At 40.9% G+C, this 19088-nt stretch carries 21 protein-coding genes; 14 read left to right on the forward strand and 7 right to left on the reverse strand.

The features are described 5' to 3' along the window. Nucleotides 1–334 precede the first annotated feature (334 nt). Together nadA and nadB are read left to right on the forward strand one after the other, a co-directional pair. Complete coding sequence (gene nadA, locus ABDV70_RS04535) at nt 335–1486, forward strand: quinolinate synthase NadA (RefSeq protein ID WP_343595967.1); 1152 nt, start codon at nt 335–337, stop codon at nt 1484–1486. Continuing rightward, a complete protein-coding gene (gene nadB, locus ABDV70_RS04540) occupies nt 1464–3038 on the forward strand; it encodes an L-aspartate oxidase (RefSeq protein ID WP_343595764.1) in 1575 nt (524 codons plus the stop codon). Before nadA ends, nadB begins: the two co-directional genes overlap by 23 nt. 3 nt (nt 3039–3041) lie before the next feature. On the opposite strand, the gene ABDV70_RS04545 is transcribed toward nadB, so the two are convergent. Then, a complete protein-coding gene (locus ABDV70_RS04545) occupies nt 3042–3671 on the reverse strand; it encodes a riboflavin synthase subunit alpha (protein WP_343595765.1) in 630 nt (209 codons plus the stop codon). A 158-nt stretch (nt 3672–3829) separates the two neighbouring features. Between ABDV70_RS04545 and ABDV70_RS04550 the strand changes: the two genes are divergently transcribed. From ABDV70_RS04550 to bioD, 6 genes are all read left to right on the forward strand, one after another. Further along, a complete protein-coding gene (locus ABDV70_RS04550; RefSeq protein WP_343595766.1) occupies nt 3830–4552 on the forward strand; it encodes a phosphatase PAP2 family protein in 723 nt (240 codons plus the stop codon). A gap of 133 nt (nt 4553–4685) precedes the next feature. Next, nucleotides 4686–5402, forward strand: a complete 717-nt coding sequence (locus tag ABDV70_RS04555; RefSeq protein ID WP_343595767.1) for an alpha/beta fold hydrolase — start codon at nt 4686–4688, stop codon at nt 5400–5402. Nucleotides 5403–5485: 83 nt separating this feature from the next. Then, the gene (gene bioA, locus ABDV70_RS04560; protein ID WP_343595769.1) at nt 5486–6781 is read left to right on the forward strand and encodes an adenosylmethionine--8-amino-7-oxononanoate transaminase; all 1296 of its coding nucleotides are present in this window, start codon (nt 5486–5488) and stop codon (nt 6779–6781) included. Next, nucleotides 6768–7928, forward strand: a complete 1161-nt coding sequence (locus tag ABDV70_RS04565) for an 8-amino-7-oxononanoate synthase (RefSeq protein WP_343595771.1) — start codon at nt 6768–6770, stop codon at nt 7926–7928. The genes bioA and ABDV70_RS04565 overlap by 14 nt, the downstream gene beginning before the upstream one ends. 2 nt (nt 7929–7930) lie before the next feature. Further along, entirely contained in the window at nt 7931–8698 is a 768-nt protein-coding gene (bioC, locus tag ABDV70_RS04570) for a malonyl-ACP O-methyltransferase BioC (RefSeq protein ID WP_343595773.1), read from the forward strand. Further along, nucleotides 8695–9342, forward strand: coding sequence for a dethiobiotin synthase (gene bioD / locus ABDV70_RS04575; protein ID WP_343595775.1), 648 nt, complete (start codon nt 8695–8697; stop codon nt 9340–9342). Before bioC ends, bioD begins: the two co-directional genes overlap by 4 nt. Nucleotides 9343–9414: 72 nt before the next feature. Here bioD and ABDV70_RS04580 read toward each other — a convergent pair whose 3' ends face one another. The 6 genes from ABDV70_RS04580 to ABDV70_RS04605 form a co-directional block, all read right to left on the reverse strand. Beyond that, nucleotides 9415–10014: a hypothetical protein gene (locus ABDV70_RS04580; RefSeq protein WP_343595777.1), complete on the reverse strand. Its 600-nt coding sequence runs from the start codon at nt 10012–10014 to the stop codon at nt 9415–9417. Between the two features lie 236 nt (nt 10015–10250). Beyond that, entirely contained in the window at nt 10251–11162 is a 912-nt protein-coding gene (gene rluB, locus ABDV70_RS04585; RefSeq protein ID WP_343595778.1) for a 23S rRNA pseudouridine(2605) synthase RluB, read from the reverse strand. Nucleotides 11163–11204: 42 nt separating this feature from the next. Continuing rightward, the gene (scpB, locus tag ABDV70_RS04590; RefSeq protein ID WP_343595779.1) at nt 11205–11792 is read right to left on the reverse strand and encodes an SMC-Scp complex subunit ScpB; all 588 of its coding nucleotides are present in this window, start codon (nt 11790–11792) and stop codon (nt 11205–11207) included. Further along, nucleotides 11792–12583, reverse strand: a complete 792-nt coding sequence (locus ABDV70_RS04595; protein WP_343595780.1) for a ScpA family protein — start codon at nt 12581–12583, stop codon at nt 11792–11794. The genes scpB and ABDV70_RS04595 overlap by 1 nt, the downstream gene beginning before the upstream one ends. Before the next feature lie 202 nt (nt 12584–12785). Continuing rightward, on the reverse strand, nt 12786–13403 hold the full coding sequence (locus ABDV70_RS04600) for an L-threonylcarbamoyladenylate synthase (protein WP_343595969.1): 618 nt from the start codon (nt 13401–13403) through the stop codon (nt 12786–12788). 69 nt (nt 13404–13472) lie between these two features. Next, nucleotides 13473–14135 (reverse strand): elongation factor P hydroxylase, encoded by a 663-nt coding sequence (locus ABDV70_RS04605; RefSeq protein ID WP_343595781.1) that lies wholly within the window; start codon nt 14133–14135, stop codon nt 13473–13475. A gap of 94 nt (nt 14136–14229) precedes the next feature. On the opposite strand from ABDV70_RS04605, the gene ABDV70_RS04610 reads away from it, so the two are divergent. The 6 genes from ABDV70_RS04610 to ABDV70_RS04635 all read left to right on the forward strand — a co-directional run bounded on the left by ABDV70_RS04610 (nt 14230) and on the right by ABDV70_RS04635 (nt 19060). Beyond that, nucleotides 14230–14790, forward strand: a complete 561-nt coding sequence (locus tag ABDV70_RS04610; protein WP_343595782.1) for a YceD family protein — start codon at nt 14230–14232, stop codon at nt 14788–14790. A 74-nt stretch (nt 14791–14864) separates the two neighbouring features. Beyond that, nucleotides 14865–15047 (forward strand): 50S ribosomal protein L32, encoded by a 183-nt coding sequence (rpmF, locus tag ABDV70_RS04615; protein WP_086213569.1) that lies wholly within the window; start codon nt 14865–14867, stop codon nt 15045–15047. A 184-nt stretch (nt 15048–15231) separates the two neighbouring features. Beyond that, nucleotides 15232–16218 carry an ACP S-malonyltransferase gene (fabD, locus tag ABDV70_RS04620; protein ID WP_343595787.1) on the forward strand — a complete coding sequence of 329 codons (987 nt, stop codon included), beginning with the start codon at nt 15232–15234 and terminating at the stop codon, nt 16216–16218. After that, the gene (fabG, locus tag ABDV70_RS04625; protein ID WP_343595789.1) at nt 16215–16949 is read left to right on the forward strand and encodes a 3-oxoacyl-ACP reductase FabG; all 735 of its coding nucleotides are present in this window, start codon (nt 16215–16217) and stop codon (nt 16947–16949) included. The genes fabD and fabG overlap by 4 nt, the downstream gene beginning before the upstream one ends. 85 nt (nt 16950–17034) lie before the next feature. Then, the gene (acpP, locus tag ABDV70_RS04630) at nt 17035–17271 is read left to right on the forward strand and encodes an acyl carrier protein (RefSeq protein ID WP_343595791.1); all 237 of its coding nucleotides are present in this window, start codon (nt 17035–17037) and stop codon (nt 17269–17271) included. Nucleotides 17272–17506: 235 nt separating this feature from the next. Further along, nucleotides 17507–19060 carry an EAL domain-containing protein gene (locus tag ABDV70_RS04635; protein WP_343595793.1) on the forward strand — a complete coding sequence of 518 codons (1554 nt, stop codon included), beginning with the start codon at nt 17507–17509 and terminating at the stop codon, nt 19058–19060. The last annotated feature ends 28 nt before the right edge of the window (nt 19061–19088 follow it).

The following is a 19088-nucleotide window of genomic DNA, read 5'->3' on the forward strand; positions in this document are numbered from 1 at the left end:
TCATTTATGTCAATTCTCATTGTATTCAAAACCAATGACAAATCAAAAAAATGGACACATTTACATACAATTGTTTGAAAAGTTGATTGTTTTTAACGCAGAAGGCGGCTCGATAAAATAAAAGGATTTGAGACTAAAAAAATATGAAATATATCGGGGAAAAATTAAAACCGATTATAAATCATTTTGTTATTTATATTTCTACTCAAAGTGAGCAAAAAGAGGTTGTTTTTATATACTCATTATGAGCATAATTAAAAAAAGGATCCTCTGAGGAAGAAAAATGAAGGAACATTTAGCCCATTTCCCTTATGAAAAACCAAGTCTGGCATTTATGCAGGCGCATGTTTCAGCGCAGCAAGAACAAGAAGCACATGCCTGTACTTTGCATGAGGCTTGGGCAAAAGTCCCTGCACGTTTAGATGCAGCAACGATTCAGCGTTATCAGCAAGAAATTACCGAGTTATTAAAGCAACAAAATGCCGTGATGGTTGCACATTATTATGTCGAACCAGAACTGCAAGATTTAGCATTGGCCACTGGGGGAATGGTAGGGGATTCCCTTGAGATGGCTCGTTTTTGTAAAGAGCATTCTGCCGATACGTTATTGGTCGCAGGGGTGCGTTTTATGGGTGAAACGGCAAAGATTTTAAGCCCGCAAAAAACAGTTCTTATGCCAGACCTAGACGCAACCTGTTCTTTAGACTTGGGTTGTCCTGCCGCAGAGTTCAAGCAGTTCTGCGATGCACATCCTGACCGCACGGTGGTGGTATATGCCAACACCAGTGCCGAAGTGAAAGCCAATGCTGACTGGGTGGTAACGTCTTCGATTGCCATTGAAATTGTGGAATATCTACAGCAAAAAGGCGAAAAAATTATCTGGGGGCCAGACCGTCATTTGGGTGAATATATTCAGCAAAAGACGGGTGCAGACATGTTGCTATGGCAAGGTTCGTGCATTGTGCATAACGAATTTAAAGGGTTGGAACTCCAGCACTTAAAACAGAAACATCCTGACGCACTGGTATTGGTACATCCTGAATCACCTGCTGAAGTGGTGGCTTTGGCAGACGTGGTGGGTTCAACCAGTAAATTATTAAATGCAGTGATTCAGCGCCCTGAACAAGAGTTTATTGTGGCAACTGATCAGGGGATTTTGCATGAAATGAAAAAACATGCACCCCATAAGGAATTTTATGCTGCACCTACGGCAGGCAATGGCGCAACTTGTAAATCATGTGCGTTTTGCCCGTGGATGGCGATGAATGGTTTAGAAGCCTGCGCCAATGTGTTGAAAAATCATCAAAATCAGATTGAACTCGATGCAGACCTGATTGAACAGGCGAAGCGGCCGATTTTACGCATGCTCAGTTTTTCTGAGGCCTACAAACACTATCACCAGCAGCACACAGATTTAGCAAGTGGTTTAACTGAGTTCAAACATTGGTTGGCAGGACAGCACAATGAAAAGTACGCAGCATTATGATGTATTAATTATCGGTGCAGGGCTTGCAGGTTTAAGCATCGCTTTATCTTTACCCCAGCATTATCGTATTGCCATTTTAGCAAAATCAGATTTAACCACCTGTTCTAGCAATTTGGCTCAGGGCGGAATTGCAGCAGTTTTAGATGCAGAAGATAGTCTGGCACAACATGTTGAAGACACACTGGTTGCAGGTGCAGGGTTGTGTGATGCGATTCAGGTTGAACAAATTTTGCAAGATGCTCCACAAGCCATTGATTGGTTGTGTGAGCAAGGTGTTCCCTTTACCTGTCAGGAAGATAACAGGTTACATTTAACTCGTGAAGGTGGGCATGGACAACGTAGAATTGCGCATGCAGCCGACCATACGGGGCATTCCATTACTGCAACTTTACAGCATAAACTGGCGCAGCAGTCGAATGTGACCTGTCTGCCGACACATACCGTTCAAAGACTGCGAGTCGAGCAAGGACAATGTGTTGGGGCTGATATTTTAAATGAGCAACAACAGCAGATTTCTATTTTTGCCGAAGATATTGTTTTGGCGACAGGCGGAATGGGACAGCTTTTTCAACTGACCACAAACCCTGCGACGGCTACAGGCGATGGTGTGGCACTGGCTTGGCAAGCGGGTTGTCGTATTGCCAATTTAGAATTTATCCAGTTCCATCCAACGGCTTTGGCACTTGATGATGCAGCAGGGTTTCTGATTTCTGAAGCATTGCGTGGTGAAGGTGGTATTTTAAGAGATCATCAAGGGCGACGTTTTATGCCTGAATATGATGATCGGGCGGAGCTCGCACCTCGAGATATTGTGGCGCGTGCCATTGCCAACGAAATGCAAAAGCATAATTATGCACCTGTTTATCTGGATATGACGCATTTGCCTGCCGAATTTATTCAGGAACATTTCCCATCGATCTATCAGCGTTGTTTAGCACTTGGTTTGGATATCTGTACACAGCAGATTCCTGTTGCGCCTGCTGCACACTATGCTTGTGGCGGTGTATTGACAGATGCAAGTGGGCATACAGATGTTGAACATTTATATGCTGTGGGTGAAGTGGCCTGTACAGGGTTGCATGGTGCAAATCGTCTAGCAAGTAATTCACTGCTTGAATGTGTGGTGGTCGGGCGTAAAGTGGCAAAATTAATTGACCAGCAAACAAGTTGGCAAAAACCTAAAGCCACCAAACAGGGCATACAGTTACAGTTCTATCCATTCGATGCTGAACCTCGGGAACGACTTGCGTTTTCATTGCCATTGTTACAGCAAAAAATGAGCCAGTCTTTTGGCATACAACGTAGTTTTGTGCAGATGCAACAGCTATATCAACAGCTTTTGTATTGGCGAAAATCGTTTATTCGGAAGGATCAAGCTGTACCGCATGTGCTTTATGCAGCATTGCTGATGGTCAAAAGTGCCCTGCAACGTACCGAAAGTCGAGGAACGCATTTTAATCGGGATTGCCCATATTTAAATGACCAAAGTGACATGAGTATTGTCGAGGGTTATAGCGTTCCTGTCTTTGAACCTTCACTGGCGTATAACTAAACTTTAACCTGCAATATCACGATTGGCATAAATGCCTTCGATGGTATCAACCAAAGTACGGGTGGTTTGATCAATCTCATAATTGAGCAAATCACCTTGTTGCACATATCGTAAATTGGTCAGACGTAAGGTTTCGGGAATCAGATCAACAGAAATTTCATGCTGAGTTTTATCGACCCGATTAACCGTTAAGCTACAGCCATGTAAACCAATAAAGCCTTTTAGAAAGAAATACTTCATTTTCTCTGCGGGAATTGATAAATCCAGATGTAGTGTTTCACCATGTCTGATGGCATTTTTGACCGTTGCCACACCTTCGACATGCCCATAAAGATTATGCCCACCATTTTCCATACCCACTTTAAATGAGCGTTCAATGTTGACGATATCGTTGGCTTTTAGTTGACCTAACGTGGTCACTTGTTTGGTTAAGTCCGAGATATCAAAACTGACAATATTGGGCTCTTTTAAAATTTGGGTCACAGTCAGGCAAGTCCCATTCACGGAAACACTTGCTCCAATGGTGACATCATCTAAAAAACCGTGTGTATTGGTGACATAGATGGTGCTGTAGCCCTCTTTTTCTTCAACACCTTGAATGTGTTCTGTACCTAAAACAATACCTGTATACATGATCTTATTTTCTGAAATAGAGAATTCATTATTATAAGCCATAAGCTGTTTTTGAATTAAAGTGAGTTGGTCATTGTTTTGTCAAAAAGATGTCATCGTGATGTCAATAAAAGAATCTATCTTATAAAAACTTTATTGAATCGCTCCGAATTTAAGCAATGAAACCAAAATTGTATGTTGCATTGGCATTGGGGATTTCTGCATTTTCATGTGTCGCTTTTGCACAGGCAGCAGATTCATTTTTAACGGCTGAACAAGCGCCCAACAGTCTGGAAATTTTACCTGTACCGCCTGCATATGACAGTGTTGATTTTTTGCGCGATAAAGCAGCGTATGATCAGGCACGGAGTATGGTTGGTACTGCGCGCTGGAAACAAGCTGCCGAGGATGCAGATTTATCTGATGCCAATATTGGTAAGCCTTTCTCTCAGGCATTTGGTGTGGATATTTCAGCAAGCAATACGCCAGTGACTTATGACCTTTTGAAAAAATTGCGTACCGATAGTGGTAACTATGCAACTAAAGCCGCCAAAAACTACTATATGCGGTTACGCCCGTATGTGTTTTTTGGCAGCCATTCCTGTACGCCCAATGATGAAGCGCATTTAAGTAAAAATGGTTCCTATCCTTCAGGGCATACCACGATTGGTTGGTCAACCGCTTTAATTTTGGCGGAAATACGCCCAGAGCGTCAGAACGAAATTTTAAAACGTGGCTATGAATATGGTCAAAGCCGAGTTATTTGTGGCGTTCATTGGCAAAGTGATGTCGATGCTGGGCGTATTACGGGGGCGGCTGAAGTGGCACGATTACATGCAGACCCTGCATTTATCAAAGAACTCAATGAAGCAAAACGTGAAATTCAAAAGAAAATAAAATGAGTCTAAGTTTACTTCGCCCCGATCTGTGAACTGCATATCGGGGTTTTCTTTTTTTAAATTGGTATTTCTTGCACATTTCCTGTTGGGGCATTGGCTTATACTGCATGTTTCAAATTTAGGTGAGAATGGGTTCATGTCCAAACGTATTTTATTGATCACAGGCTGGGGTGTCGGTACTGCGCCCTTACAACCTTTACAATACGTTTTGCAGCAACAAGGACATGAAGTTGTATGTATCGATATTTTTGATCCGCAACAACCTGAACAAGCACAACAGGCATTGCAACATGCTTTACAGGCTGATGTGTTGGTTGGTTGGTCGTTAGGCGGGCAGTTGGCATTATGCTTGGCAAAAACTTTATGGCAGACGGAAGGTCAGACAAAGCCTGTTATTGCCTTGGCAAGTAACCCGTGTTTTGTTGAAAATGAACATTGGGCTTCGGCGATGCCTCAAGCGGCATTTGATACATTTGAACAGCAGTTTTTGACAGATGCAGCCGCAACATTGAAACAGTTTTATTTGAATATTTGCCGTGGACAGCCACAAGTAAAACAAAACTGGCTTGCACTATGCAAAAACGCCAATCCACCAGAAAGGTCACAACTGGTAACAGGGTTACAGCATCTTAGACAACTTAATTTACTGGAAATGTTGCAACATTACCCAGCACCGATTAATTTTATTTTTGCTGAACATGATGCGCTGATTCCTAGCAAAATTGTCCAAGAAATAGCAAAAATCGCATCAAACAATGTCACAGTACAAGTTTTTGAACAGGCTGGACATAGCTTTCCTGCTTTTTATGTCGAAGAAACTTTGCAAGCAATCACGACTTTACTGGATGGTTGATACTTTTGACTAATCTGGCAATGGCATCTTGTGGAAAAAGATTTTAATATCCTGTCTATTATGTGAAATAGGATCATTGCAGGATGGTGGATCAATTCGATGCCAAACATTTATGGCATCCTTATACCTCAATGCTCAACCCACTGCCAACATTTAAAGTCAAACAGGCGTATGGTTCAATCATTGAACTTGATGATGGGCGTAAACTGGTCGATGGCATGTCATCGTGGTGGTGTGCAATTCATGGGTATAACCATCCTGAGTTAAATCAAGCGGTCACAGATCAACTGGCACGTATGTCCCATATTATGTTTGGTGGTCTGACCCATGACCCTGCCATTGAATTGGGTAAATTACTGCTCAGTATTACTCCGCCACAACTCGACAAAATTTTCTATGCAGATTCGGGTTCGGTTGCGGTTGAAGTTGCCTTGAAAATGGCTGTGCAATATTGGGCGGCGCAAGGTAAACCACAAAAAAGTAACTTTATTACCACACGTTCTGGGTATCATGGCGACACGTGGAACGCCATGTCCGTGTGTGACCCAGTCACAGGAATGCATCAGATTTTTGGTTCAGCTTTACCTGTGCGTTACTTTGTTGCAGCGCCACAAAGTCGTTTTGATGGCGAGTGGAATCCGCAGGATATGGCTGAACTTGAAATCATGTTACAGCAACATCATGAACAGCTTGCGGCATTGATTATTGAACCCATCGTACAAGGTGCGGGGGGCATGCGGTTTTATCATCCTGAATATTTACGTCAGGTCAAACACTTGTGTCAGAAATATCAACTGCTGTTAATTTTTGATGAAATTGCCACAGGGTTTGGGCGCACAGGTAAATTATTTGCATGGGAACATGCACAGGTCGAACCTGACATTATGTGTATTGGCAAGGGTTTGACAGGAGGATACATGACACTCTCTGCGACCCTGACCACAACAGCCGTGGCCGAAACCATTTCTCGTGGTGAAGCGGGCGTGTTTATGCATGGTCCGACCTTTATGGCCAACCCGTTAGCCTGTGCGGTAGCACTCCGAAGTACTCAGTTGTTACTTGAACAAGACTGGCAAAGTCGTATTGAGCAAATTGCAGCGACCCTTCAGGCAGCGTTACAGCCTTTGGCTGAGTTGCAACATGTGGCAGATGTACGTGTGCTAGGGGCTATCGGGGTTGTTGAATTAACCACTCCTGTCAATATGGCCACTTTGCAACAAGAATTTGTGCGACGGGGCATTTGGGTCCGTCCATTTGGCAAACTGGTTTATGTGATGCCGCCATATGTGATTACGGATGAAGAACTTAATTATTTGTTACAACAGCTCGGTGAAGTCATTGTACAAATGCAAGTGGAGAAACAATATGTCATTGCTTGAACATTATGCGATGCAACTTGATCGGTTAAAACAGCAGGGTAATTATCGGCAATTTACCGACAATCTTCAGCATGGAAAAATGATTCAGGTTGATGGACATGATATGTTGAATCTGTCGTCTAATGACTATTTGGGATTGGCGAGTCAGACCGAGTTGCGGGCGCAATTTTTTGAACAAATGCCTTTGGCAGAGCGTCATTTAACCTCATCTTCATCCCGCTTGCTGACAGGTAATTTCCCCGAATATGAAGCATTAGAAAATAGTTTATCGCAGGCGTTTTTAGGGCGAAGTGCGTTACTCTTTAACAGTGGCTATCACATGAATATTGGGATATTGCCTGCAGTAACTGACAGTAAGACCCTGATTTTGGCGGATAAACTGGTACATGCCAGTATGATTGATGGCATCCGTTTAAGCACTGCGAAATATGTCCGTTATCGACATAATGACTTGCAACATCTAAAGCAACTTCTGCAAAAATACCATGATGATGCAGACATAGAACGTATTGTGGTGGTCACCGAAAGTATTTTTAGTATGGATGGTGATGAAACCGATTTGGCGGCTCTAGCGGCATTAAAGTCGCAGTTTGCCAAAGTCATGCTCTATGTCGATGAAGCGCATGCTATTGGAGTACGTGGCGAAAAAGGATTAGGCTGTGCTGAACAATATGGTGTGATTGATCAGATTGATTTTTTGGTGGGGACTTTCGGGAAGGCGATTGCCTCGGTGGGTGGATATCTCATTTGTGACCCGATCATCAAAGTATATCTTATCAATACCATGCGCCCTTTAATTTTTAGTACGGCATTGCCACCAATGAGTATTGCATGGACACAGTTTATTTTTGAAAAAATGCAAATGATGCAGGCACAGCGTCAGCATTTACACCAAATGAGTGCGTATCTTCAACAGCAAATCACCGCATTGGGTTATGCAAGTCCATCGAGCAGTCATTTAGTGCCGATTTTGGTTGGAGCTAGTGATCTGGCGGTAGAAAAAGCAAAAATCTTGCAAAAACAAGGCTTTTATATCATGCCGGTCCGCCCACCAACAGTGCCGCAAAATAGTGCCAGATTAAGAGTGTCCCTCACCGCACACATTGAGCAACATGAGTTACAACAGCTTGTTAAAATATTGGCTTAACGATGCAAATAGATAAAACCAAAGTTCAGCAACGCTTTGCAAAAGCAAAATATAGCTATAGTGAACAGGCTGTGGCACAGCAACAGATTTGCCAGCACTTATTTGAGTTGATACAGCAACATTGTCCAGCACATTTAAAACGCATTTTTGAGATAGGATGTGGCTCGGGAAACCTCAGCCATTTACTGTTACAGCAGTTACAAGTTGACCAATATATTGTCAACGATATTTACCCTGCGGTGATGGAGTTTTTCAAACACGATACAAAAGTTGAGTTTTGTCTGGGCGATGCCGAAAGTATTGTTTATCCAAAACAATTAAGCGCTATTGTTTCGAGTTCGGCTTTGCAGTGGATGCAAAACTTGCCAGATGTTTTTGCCAAAATCCATCAGGCGTTACAGTCTCAGGGCTGGTTTTGTTTCTCGATTTTTGGTGAAGATAACCTAAAAGAAATCAAGGCCTTGACAGGGCAAGGTTTAGAATATCATTCGGCAGAGCAGTTAAAACACCTGTTACAGCAACAGGGTTTTGATGTATTGCACTGCGAGCAGCATACCATTCAATTAATGTTTAGCCATCCTTTACGGGTTTTAAAGCATTTAAAAGCCACGGGTGTCACCGCAAATACACAAAACTTTGTCTGGACGAAGCAACGTCTACAGCAGTTCTATCAAGACTACGCCCAATTTAGCCAACAGGTTGAACAAAACGACGTTTATTATCCTTTAACCTATCATCCTATTTATATCATTGCTCGGAGAATCGCATGACAGCCCAAGTCTATTTTATTAGTGGAATTGATACAGGGATTGGCAAAACCTATGCGACAGGCTACCTTGCAAAACAGCAATTGGTTCAAGGGAAAAAGGCAATTACCCAAAAGCTGATTCAAACAGGTAACATCGACACATCCGAAGATATTGAACAACATCGGGAACTGATGGGAACAGGTTGGTTGCCTCAGGATATTGAAAAACTGACCATGCCTGAAATTTTTAGCTATCCTGCATCGCCACATCTGGCGACAAAATTAGATCAGCGTGAGATTGATTTTGACAAAATTGAGCATGCTACGAAAAAATTAGCGGCTGAATTTGACGTGGTATTTTTAGAAGGTGCAGGTGGGTTAATGGTGCCTTTGACGGATGATTTATTGACCATTGACTATGTTCAACAGCACAAATTCCCTGTGATTTTAGTAACTTCTGGACGTTTAGGGAGTATTAATCATACGCTTTTGAGTTTAGAGGCAATAAAAGCGCGGAATCTTGAATTACATGCGATTGCTTATAACTTAAATGATGAATCACAAGATCCTTTAATTTCAAAAGATACCCAACAGTATTTAAAGAATTATCTTGCGAAACATTTTCCACAAGCACAGTGGATTGATATTCCTGTGATCGCTGTTTGATGAATCATACAACATGTCGTTTATGGAGAATGGATCGAGAGATTATTCGCCATAAACGATATGCGATTAGGACTAAATACCTTTTACCCAAACAAAACCAACACTAAAAAAGCCATCATGGTTGTTTAAATTTTGCCCATAACTACCAGTGATTTGTAAAACATCTTGAATCAGCCAGCGTCTTAGCCCGAACTGCCAGTCGGTATGGTCTTTTTGATTGCCATAAACTTCGGCTGCTACATTGACTTGTGGAAAGGTATATTCTGTACCTAAGCCCCATGTAAAGCGTTTCGGTTGAGAAGGTTGGTGAATCATTCCTGTATTGACATGAACTAGCCATGAGTCAATCGGCATTGAAAAAGTGACAGGAACATTCAGTGTTGTTGTGGTTTTATGAAAATCGTGGTCGGTTGCTTGCGTGGCCAAAGAAACTGCCGTGGCAACATGTTTGGAGCTCAAAAAAGGTAGTAGGGTCTTGACCTGAAGATCGAATGCAGTTGTATCAGCTTGTTCTTTAGGAGAAATGTGTGCTACACCAAATGACCATTCATAGTTCCCTGTGAAATTACATGCAGGGGCGAGCCAATATTGATTGCCGTCTTGGTTGTGTTGCATCCAGCTTTGGAATTGGCACTCTTTCGCTTGAGTAATCGAGGCATCATCAACAGTCATGGGTAGACCCGCGGAACATGTTAGCGGAATGAGCATTCCACTCATGAGAAGAGAAAAATAACCTGACAGTGACGGAGTATTATTCAATACTTTAGAAAAATTTGAAAAAACAAACATGTGTATTAATCATATAAAAATTTTTTGAACTTAATAACAATTATTTGTTTCATTAAGATGACAAGAAGTCACTTGAAGGGCAGGCATACCAAAAAACAGGTTTTGGTATGCCGATGTGTTTAGAATTTTCTAAAATTGCGTTGAGCAGGTCTTTCGTTACGTTGCGGTTGAGGTTCAGTGCCATCATCACGACGTTGTTGACGTAAGAAACCACCACGACGAGCCGCCATTGGTTTTTCTGTCATACGTTCAGCACGACGTTTAGCCATACCAAATAGGCCAGTGCCTTGACGTGGTTTTAATTCAACCAATTTAACCAGATTATCAATATCTTGTTTATCTAGTTCAGTCCAGCGACCTGTGCGAAGTTCACGTGGTAAAATCACTGAACCATAACGGGTACGTAATAAACGACTTACTTTTAAACCTTGTGATTCAAACAAGCGACGTACTTCACGGTTACGTCCTTCTTTTACCACAACTTGATACCAGCGGTTAATCCCTTCACCACCTAGTTCAGACAAAGACTCAAACTTCGCAGGGCCATCGTCCAGTGTTACGCCGTTGATCAAAGTATTACGCATTTGTGGGGTCAATTCGCCCATGACACGTACCGCATATTCACGTTCAACTTCGTTAGACGGGTGCATTAAACGGTTTGCAAGTTCACCATCATTTGTAAAAAGTAATAAACCTGTACTGTTAATATCCAGACGTCCCACCATTACCCAACGGTCATTGGCAATTTGTGGAAGGTGGTCAAATACAGTTGGACGTTGTTCAGGGTCATTACGTGAACAAATTTCGCCTTCTGGTTTATAGTAAATTAGCACGCGACGACGAATTTCGTCTTCAATTTGGAATTGTACTTTACGACCATCGATGCGAAGTTCGTCAGTTGGCTCAATACGTTCACCAACTTGGGCGATTTTACCATTTACGCTCACACGACCAGCAGCAATAACTTCTTCCATATAGCGACGAGAACCCAGTCCTATACGTGCAAGTACCTTTTGTAGTTTTTCACTCATGACAGCATAACCTTAGAATTAATCAATCAACAGTCCACCTATTCACGACTTTGGTGCATTGGCATCAAGTGTCATGAAAGCTTCCTTGGCATCCTGCAGGGGAGGCAACTGGCCTATCGTAGATAAACCAAAAGCATTTAAAAATTGAGGGGTTGTAACCAGTAGAGCTGGTCTTCCCGGGAGTTCACGGAAACCAGATTCTTTAATCCAGTTCCAGTCGAATAGGGTTCGTAAAATTTGACTATTATTGCTAACGCCTCGAATCTGTTCGATATCTGCCCGTGTTACAGGTTGATGGTAAGCAATAACAGCAATTGTTTCGAGCAAAGATGGAGAAAGCTTCGTTGGGCGTTCAGGCCATGTTTGACGAATCATATCACGATATTTAGACCGCACTTGAAAACGGAAACCTTGAGCAGTTTCAATGAGTTCAATAGAACGACCATGTTGTAAAACAGCAAGTTGTTGCAAATATTGCCGTAACTGCTGCTTATTATATTGGTTTTGAAAAGCTTCTTTCAACCGAGCAATTGAAACAGGGGCATCACTGGCGAAAATAATCGCTTCAAGCTGCATGAGCACTTCATGATGTAGCTCATCTACAGCAATATTCATCTGATCAACACCCATTAGGCTGCTCCTCGAATGGATAAAGGCGCATCAAGACCCGTTGTGACAATTTCGAGCTTTTGTTGACGTGTCAGTTCTAGTACTGCCATAAACGTCACCACCATGCCCATTTTACCCTGTTTAGGATTTAGCAAAGACTGAAAATCCAGTGTTTCCCCGCTCGCAACCATTGCTTCAATATGGGCAATCCGTTCTTCAAGTAACACAGGTTCTTGTTGAACTTGATGGATTACGGGTTCAGGACGGTTAAAAATACAAAATAAAGCATCTCTTAAGCTGTCCGCAGCATAGCCTTCATACAGTGCGTGGGTCTGTCCCAAATGCACATGTGTATTAAAGGTATCACGCTCTAAAATAGGAAGCTGACCTAAACGCTCTGCGGCTTGCTTAATGCGTAAATAAGTTTCTAAACGGTCGATAAGTGCCTGTTTGGGATCTTTTTCGATGCTAAGACTTTGTGGTTTAGGAAGTAACAAACGTGATTTTAAGTCTGCCAATAAAGCAGCCATTACCATATAGTCTGCAGTCAGTTCGATATTTAACGACTTCATTGCATCCATATAGGTTAAATATTGAGTCGCAATAGGTGCAATATCAAGTTGCAGCAAATCAAAACCATTCTTTTGAATCAGATAGATTAAAAAGTCCAATGGCCCTTCAAATTGTTCCAAAAGGATTTGAAAAGCAGCAGGGGGGATATAGAGATCTTCAGGAACATCTTCTTGCCATTCATCCAAAATACGGATGGTGGGTAAAGCGATGTCCAGTTCAGCATCGATCATTTGATTCATTGCAATAATTTTGCCACGCGAATTTTCAAAAGCATGAAGTCACAACATTTACGACGACATCTTTTATAAGACGATATCGAGGCCTATTGTTAAAGGCGCATATTCTAATTGATTCGCGCTGGGAAAGAAATCAAGTTAGGCTGTATTTATCATAAAAAACACTTTTATTTGTTTAAAACAAACACAGTAAGCTCATTTTCCCTTATTCAAAAGCGCTTACGTCGCCCACACCATGACGTATAACAACGGGATGATCATCCGATAAATCAACAATACTGGTTGTGGTGAGCGTACCAAAACCACCATCAATAAATACATCAATTCGTTTACCGAGTTGCATTTCAATATCGTATGGATCATCCAGTGGGTCTTCCTGACCTGGAAGAATCAATGTACTGGTCAAAAGAGGTTCACCTAGTTCTTTTAAAAGCATTTGGCAAATCGGGTTACTTGGCACACGCAAACCAATCGTTTTTTTCTTTGGATGCATCAAACGTCGCGGTACTTCGCTGGTTGCAGGTAAAATAAAGGTGGTCACTGCTGGCGTATTTGCTTTGAGTAGACGATATGTTGAGTTATCGACTTTTGCAAAGGTTGCAATATCAGATAAATCACTACACAAAATGGCATATTGATGTTTGTTGCCTAACTGACGAATCTGTGCGATACGCTCCATAGCGCTTTTATTACCGATTTGGCATCCAATCGCATAAGCGGCATCGGTTGGATAAACGACAACATCACCTTCGCGGATACGCTCTACTGCTTGTTGAATAAGTCTAGGTTGCGGATTTTCAGGATGAATTCGTAGATGAAGCATCATTATTCTCCATAGCTGCCTTGAATTTGGAAGTATTATGAGCGGGTCGGTCAGGCGGATGCAATCATTTTAGTCAAGCATTTCACGCTGAAATTCTACTGCATGTAAACTTTTGCCATTGCGTACACATAAACAGATACATTGAATAAATCGGGCTGCATCTCGCGGAAGTTTGGCTTCACCACTAAAATAGCGTTGTACCTGTAAAAAAACATGGTCTTTAAATTGTTGACCATTACCACCTTCACCTGTCAGGTTGTCCAGTGAAACACGAAACTTTCGTCCAAATGCTTTGGCGAATAACCATTCAATTGCTTGTGGTTTGATTTCGACCTGTTCAAATAAGTTTTGTTGTTCTTGGGTTCTGCCATCGGGTGCATACCAGTAGCCTAAGTCGGGTAGCAGTCGACGTTTTTCACCTGCAATCGTCCAGTGACTAATTTCATGCAATGCGCTATTAAAAAAACCGTGGGCAAATTGGATTTTTGCAGGTTCGTCTGATGTCGCAGGAAAATATTCAGGCTCATGCCCACCTTTGAACAAAATGACATTATGGTGGGAAAACCACAGATTAAAGTGTAATATAAGCCAATCTACTTGGTTTTCTTCTGAGTTGGCATTTGACCACAGTGAGCGTTGCACCTGATCTAATGTTAAATTCGAATCCCAAGTGGGCAGGGTGTGAACAAGTGATGACATGTTAACTTTAGGTTGCGGCTGCAACAATTGCATGACTTATTTACCCGATAGTTCTGTTTCAAAGTGCAAAATTGTATCTTAAACTTTGACAGAGTTCAGATGAATTTGTAAAATTGCCGCCTTAATTATGTCAGCTAATACCTTTCCGGCACAAATTGAGCCGTTTAAATGGGCTGAACAAGGCTACACATGGTCAGGAAAACTGCCCCTGTCAAGCTTTGCTCGAATTGCTCGTGAAGCAGTTGGACCAATTGATCATCAATGGGTTCAGGTAAATTGTAAACTATCAATGGACGCGTATTATCGTGTGGTGTGGTTAGATGCTCACGTAGAAACACAGCTTCCGATGGAGTGCCAGCGTTGTCTGGGCACTGTTGAGGTAGAACTGGTTTCAGACGTTCATTTAGCGCTTGTCGATGATGAGTCACTGATAGAGCGCTTGGATGAGGATGCTGATTTCATCGTTCTAGGTGAAAATGAGACATCAACAAAAGGCTCGTTTGATCAAGCTGCAACTGTTGATTTGCTTAGTTTACTAGAAGATGAGTTATTATTGTTGGTGCCATTATCTCCTAAACATCAAGTTTGCGAGCATAAGCATCAGCCGACCGAACAGGACATTGTTGAAGAAAAACGGGATAATCCGTTTGATGTTTTGGCAAGTTTAAAAGGTAAACTAAACTCATAAAGTATGTTATACTTGTGAGTTAGGGTAACTGAAATTGTTCTGATCCATTTTTCCGATTTTTGTAAGGAGCCATCATGGCCGTTCAGCAAAACCGTAAAAGTCGCTCTCGCCGTGACATGCGCCGTTCACATGACGCTTTAACCGAGAATGCATTAACTGTAGACCAAGCTACTGGTGAAACTCATCGTCGTCACCACGTAACTAAAGACGGTATTTACCGTGGTCGTCAATTATTCGCTAAAGCATCTGCTGAATAATTGAATTGCATTAAGGTCTATCCTTAATGACAAAAAGGGAGCGAAAGCTCCTTTTTTTGTGTCTTTAAAAAAATATGATAAAAAAAATTGTCTGAATAAATGTTGTATTTGGCAATTAAAAAGAGAAAAAAATAATGCTAAATTGCTGCTCCAAACTTCAATAGAAGGCAAAAGGATTCTTTATATGTCTGCTAAACGACTCGAGCAAATTGCTCAAGCAACAAAAACTGCATTTGTGTTTCCTGGTCAGGGTTCGCAAAAAGTCGGCATGCTCGCTGAAATTGCAGAGCAGTTTAGTAGTGTGCGAGAAACTTTCGCTGAAGCATCTGAAGCTGTTGGTTTTGATTTATGGCACATTGCCCAAAGTGGTGAAGGCTTAAATGAAACAGCAAATACACAACCTGTATTGTTAACTGCAAGTGTTGCTTTATGGCGTGTTTGGTTGGAACAAGGTGGTTTAGCACCAAAATTTTTGGCTGGACATTCTTTAGGTGAGTACAGTGCGTTAGTTGCAGGTGAAGCAATCACTTTAGCCGATGCAGCGAAATTGGTACATTTGCGTGGCAAACTTATGCAGAGTGCTGTCCCTCAAGGTGAAGGTGCAATGGCTGCAATTTTAGGTTTGGCTGATGAGCAGGTTCTGGCACTTTGCGAACAAGCGACACAAGCAGGACAGGGCTCTGTCGATGCTGCGAACTATAACACCAAAGGGCAAGTGGTTGTTGCAGGTACAACTGCATTGGTTGAAGCAGTTATGGCTGAGGCCAAAGAACAAGGCGGTAAAGCAATTGCCTTGCCTGTTTCTGTGCCTTCACATTGTTTATTGATGAAACCCGCAGCGGAACAATTCGCGCAGGCTTTGGAACAAACTGCCATTGAGCTACCACGTATTCCTGTAATACAAAATGTCAACGCTCAAGTTGCGACAGATGTTGCACAGTTACGCCAAGCTTTAACAGAACAATTGTATAAATCTGTACAATGGACAAATACAGTTCAATCTCTACAAGATCAGGGGATTGGTTATATTGTAGAGTGTGGTCCAGGTACAGTATTAAGTAATATGGCAAAACGTTTGCCAAATATTGAAAAAACATTTGCGCTTGATACACCAAGTCGCATGGAAGATGCGCTAAATGCAATTTTAGCCGCAGAAGGAACAAATGCATGACACAAGAACGTAAAGTTGCTTTAGTTACAGGTGCAAGCCGAGGTATTGGCGCAGCAATTGCACAGCAGTTGATTCAGGATGGTTTTTTTGTTGTAGGTACGGCAACCTCAGAAGCAGGTGCGGAGAAATTAACACAAGCATTTGCAGAAAACGGTGCTGGTGCAGTACTTGATGTACGTGATGGACAAGCGATTGACCAACTTGTGACAGATATTGAACAAAAATATGGTTCAGTACTGGTCTTGATCAATAATGCAGGAATCACCCGTGATAACTTATTATTGCGTATGTCTGAAGATGACTGGGATGATATTTTAAATATTCATTTGAAAGCGGTTTATCGCTTATCAAAACGTGTCCTTAAAGGAATGACACGTGCTCGCTTTGGACGCATTATTAACATTAGTTCTGTGGTTGCACATTTTGCAAACCCAGGACAAGCAAACTATTCTGCTGCAAAAGCAGGTATTGAAGCATTTAGCCGAAGCCTTGCTAAAGAAATGGGCAGTCGTCAAATTACGGTTAACTGTGTCGCACCGGGCTTTATTGCAACGGAAATGACTGAGCAGTTAAGTGAAGAAATTCGCAAAAAAATGAGCGAACAAGTTGCATTGGGACGTCTGGGTGACCCTCAAGATATTGCAAATGCAGTAAGTTTTCTCGCAAGCGATAAATCCAGTTACATTACAGGTAATGTCTTACATGTAAATGGTGGTTTATATATGGCTTAATCTAAGCCATTAACCTTTTAAATTTATTCATATTCAATTACACTAACGGCATTAAAAAACGCCACAAGCAATGAGGAGATTTCCTGTGAGCGATATCGAACAACGCGTAAAAGCAGCAGTTGCAGAACAACTTGGCTTACGTTCTGAAGAGATTAAAAACGAAGCATCTTTCACAGATGATTTGGGTGCAGACTCTCTAGACCTAGTTGAACTTGTTATGTCTTTCGAAAATGATTTCGACATCACTATTCCTGATGAAGATTCAAACGAAATTACAACTGTTCAATCTGCAATTGATTATGTAACTAAGAAACTTGGTTAATAATTAGTTTTAGATATAAAAAACCACTTCGAACGAAGTGGTTTTTTATTTTAAATACAGTGATTTGTTTCACAAATATAAAAAGGAATAGCGCGTTCTTAACATATCTTTTAGATTGAAAACATTGGTGGTATATAGTAGTTTTAAGTATTGAAATTTTATATGTTGTGATGTTTTGGAACAGAAGGGATTATTTTTTACGATTATTTTGGTTTAGGAGAGAGGCCCGTATTTTATGTCCCAACAAAAGCAAAACGACAATCTGTTTTGGATATCCTTATTGGGTGGATTAATTGGGGTATTACTATTACTTTGTATTTTTCAAATTATTTGTTTTCAATATTCTAAAAAGATAGCCGAGTCTGAAGCAGATGATATTCTCAATTTTTCACTTCAAATAAATAAAGAAATTTTAGAATCTATTGATCTTGTAAAAGCACAAAAGATTGAAACTTGCTCTCCAGAAAATTTAGATAAACTGAAAAAAATTGTCTGGGATCATGTTTTTGTGAATGATATTGGTATGACAGAAGGCCAATATATATTGTGTAGTGCCACATGGGGGGAGTTTGAACCTAAATTATCTTTGCCTAAAGTTAGCTATGTGACGGGAAGTGGTCTGGCTAAAATTAAAAATGATGGTTCAGTTTTACCTTACCAGTCTAGCGGAAATATAACTCTTAAAGATCATATTTTGGTTGTAACTACGCCAAATGCTTTTGATACTCTAATGGCATTATCAAGCCGATATGAGATTGAAATTCTTGCGAAGAAGGCAGCATATACCTATTTTTTATCGAATAAAGCCAAACTGAGAAATTCATTTTTACCATTCCAAACTTTACAGGTTAAGATTTGTCACCCTATAAGAGATGTATGTACGATTCTTTCTGATAATCAGGCGGGGATTAGTCGATTATCAAAATCTGAACTGCTTCTGATTATTCTTGCTGGATGGGTTTTTGGAACATTATTTTCTATTGTTACTGTTTATTTTATTCGTTCAAGAGATTCTTTATCAAACCGTTTAAGGCGTGCAATTAAAAATCGTCACTTATATGTCGAATATCAGCCCATTGTTCAGCTAATAGATCAAAAAATTGTAGGTGTCGAAGCATTAATCCGTTGGAAAGATGCTAAATATGGACAAGTTGCCCCTCTATTTTTTGTAAACCTTGCTGAAAAATTAAAATTAGACAAAGAAATTACCCAATTTGTATTAACTCAGTCTCTTTCAGATTTTAAACAAATTTTTGAACAAAATGAAGATTTTACTGTCTCTATTAATTTGAATAAATCAGATTTGATGACAGATTCTTTTTGTTACTATTTAGAAAGACAATTAAAAACCTTTGCTGTAAAACCGCATCAGGTGGTTTGTGAAGTAACAGAACGGGTTGATTTAACTTTAGAAGAATTATCACAGCAAATTCAAAAGATTAAAAAATTGGGGTGTCGAATCAGTCTAGATGACTTTGGTACAGGAACATCCAATCTGTCATCATTATCAGAGCTGGCATTTGACACCATAAAAATAGATAAGCTGCTATTGAAGCACGTGACTCAAAATAAATGTTGGGAAGATCTGGTCATTGCAATTATTGGATTGGCTCAGGAAAAGCAATATAAAATTGTGTTTGAGGGAATAGAAACGGATGCACAATGGGCGTTTTTGAAGCATCAGATCAATTGTGCTTTCGCACAGGGTTGGTTATTTTATAAAGCAATGGGAATCAATGAGATATCTCGGTTGTTGCTTGAGCAGAAAAATAAAACATCATCATTTTAAAGTGAATTGATGATAAGACGTTTTAATA

The organism is Acinetobacter sp., from assembly GCF_039596015.1.
Taxonomy (GTDB): Bacteria; Pseudomonadota; Gammaproteobacteria; order Pseudomonadales; family Moraxellaceae; genus Acinetobacter.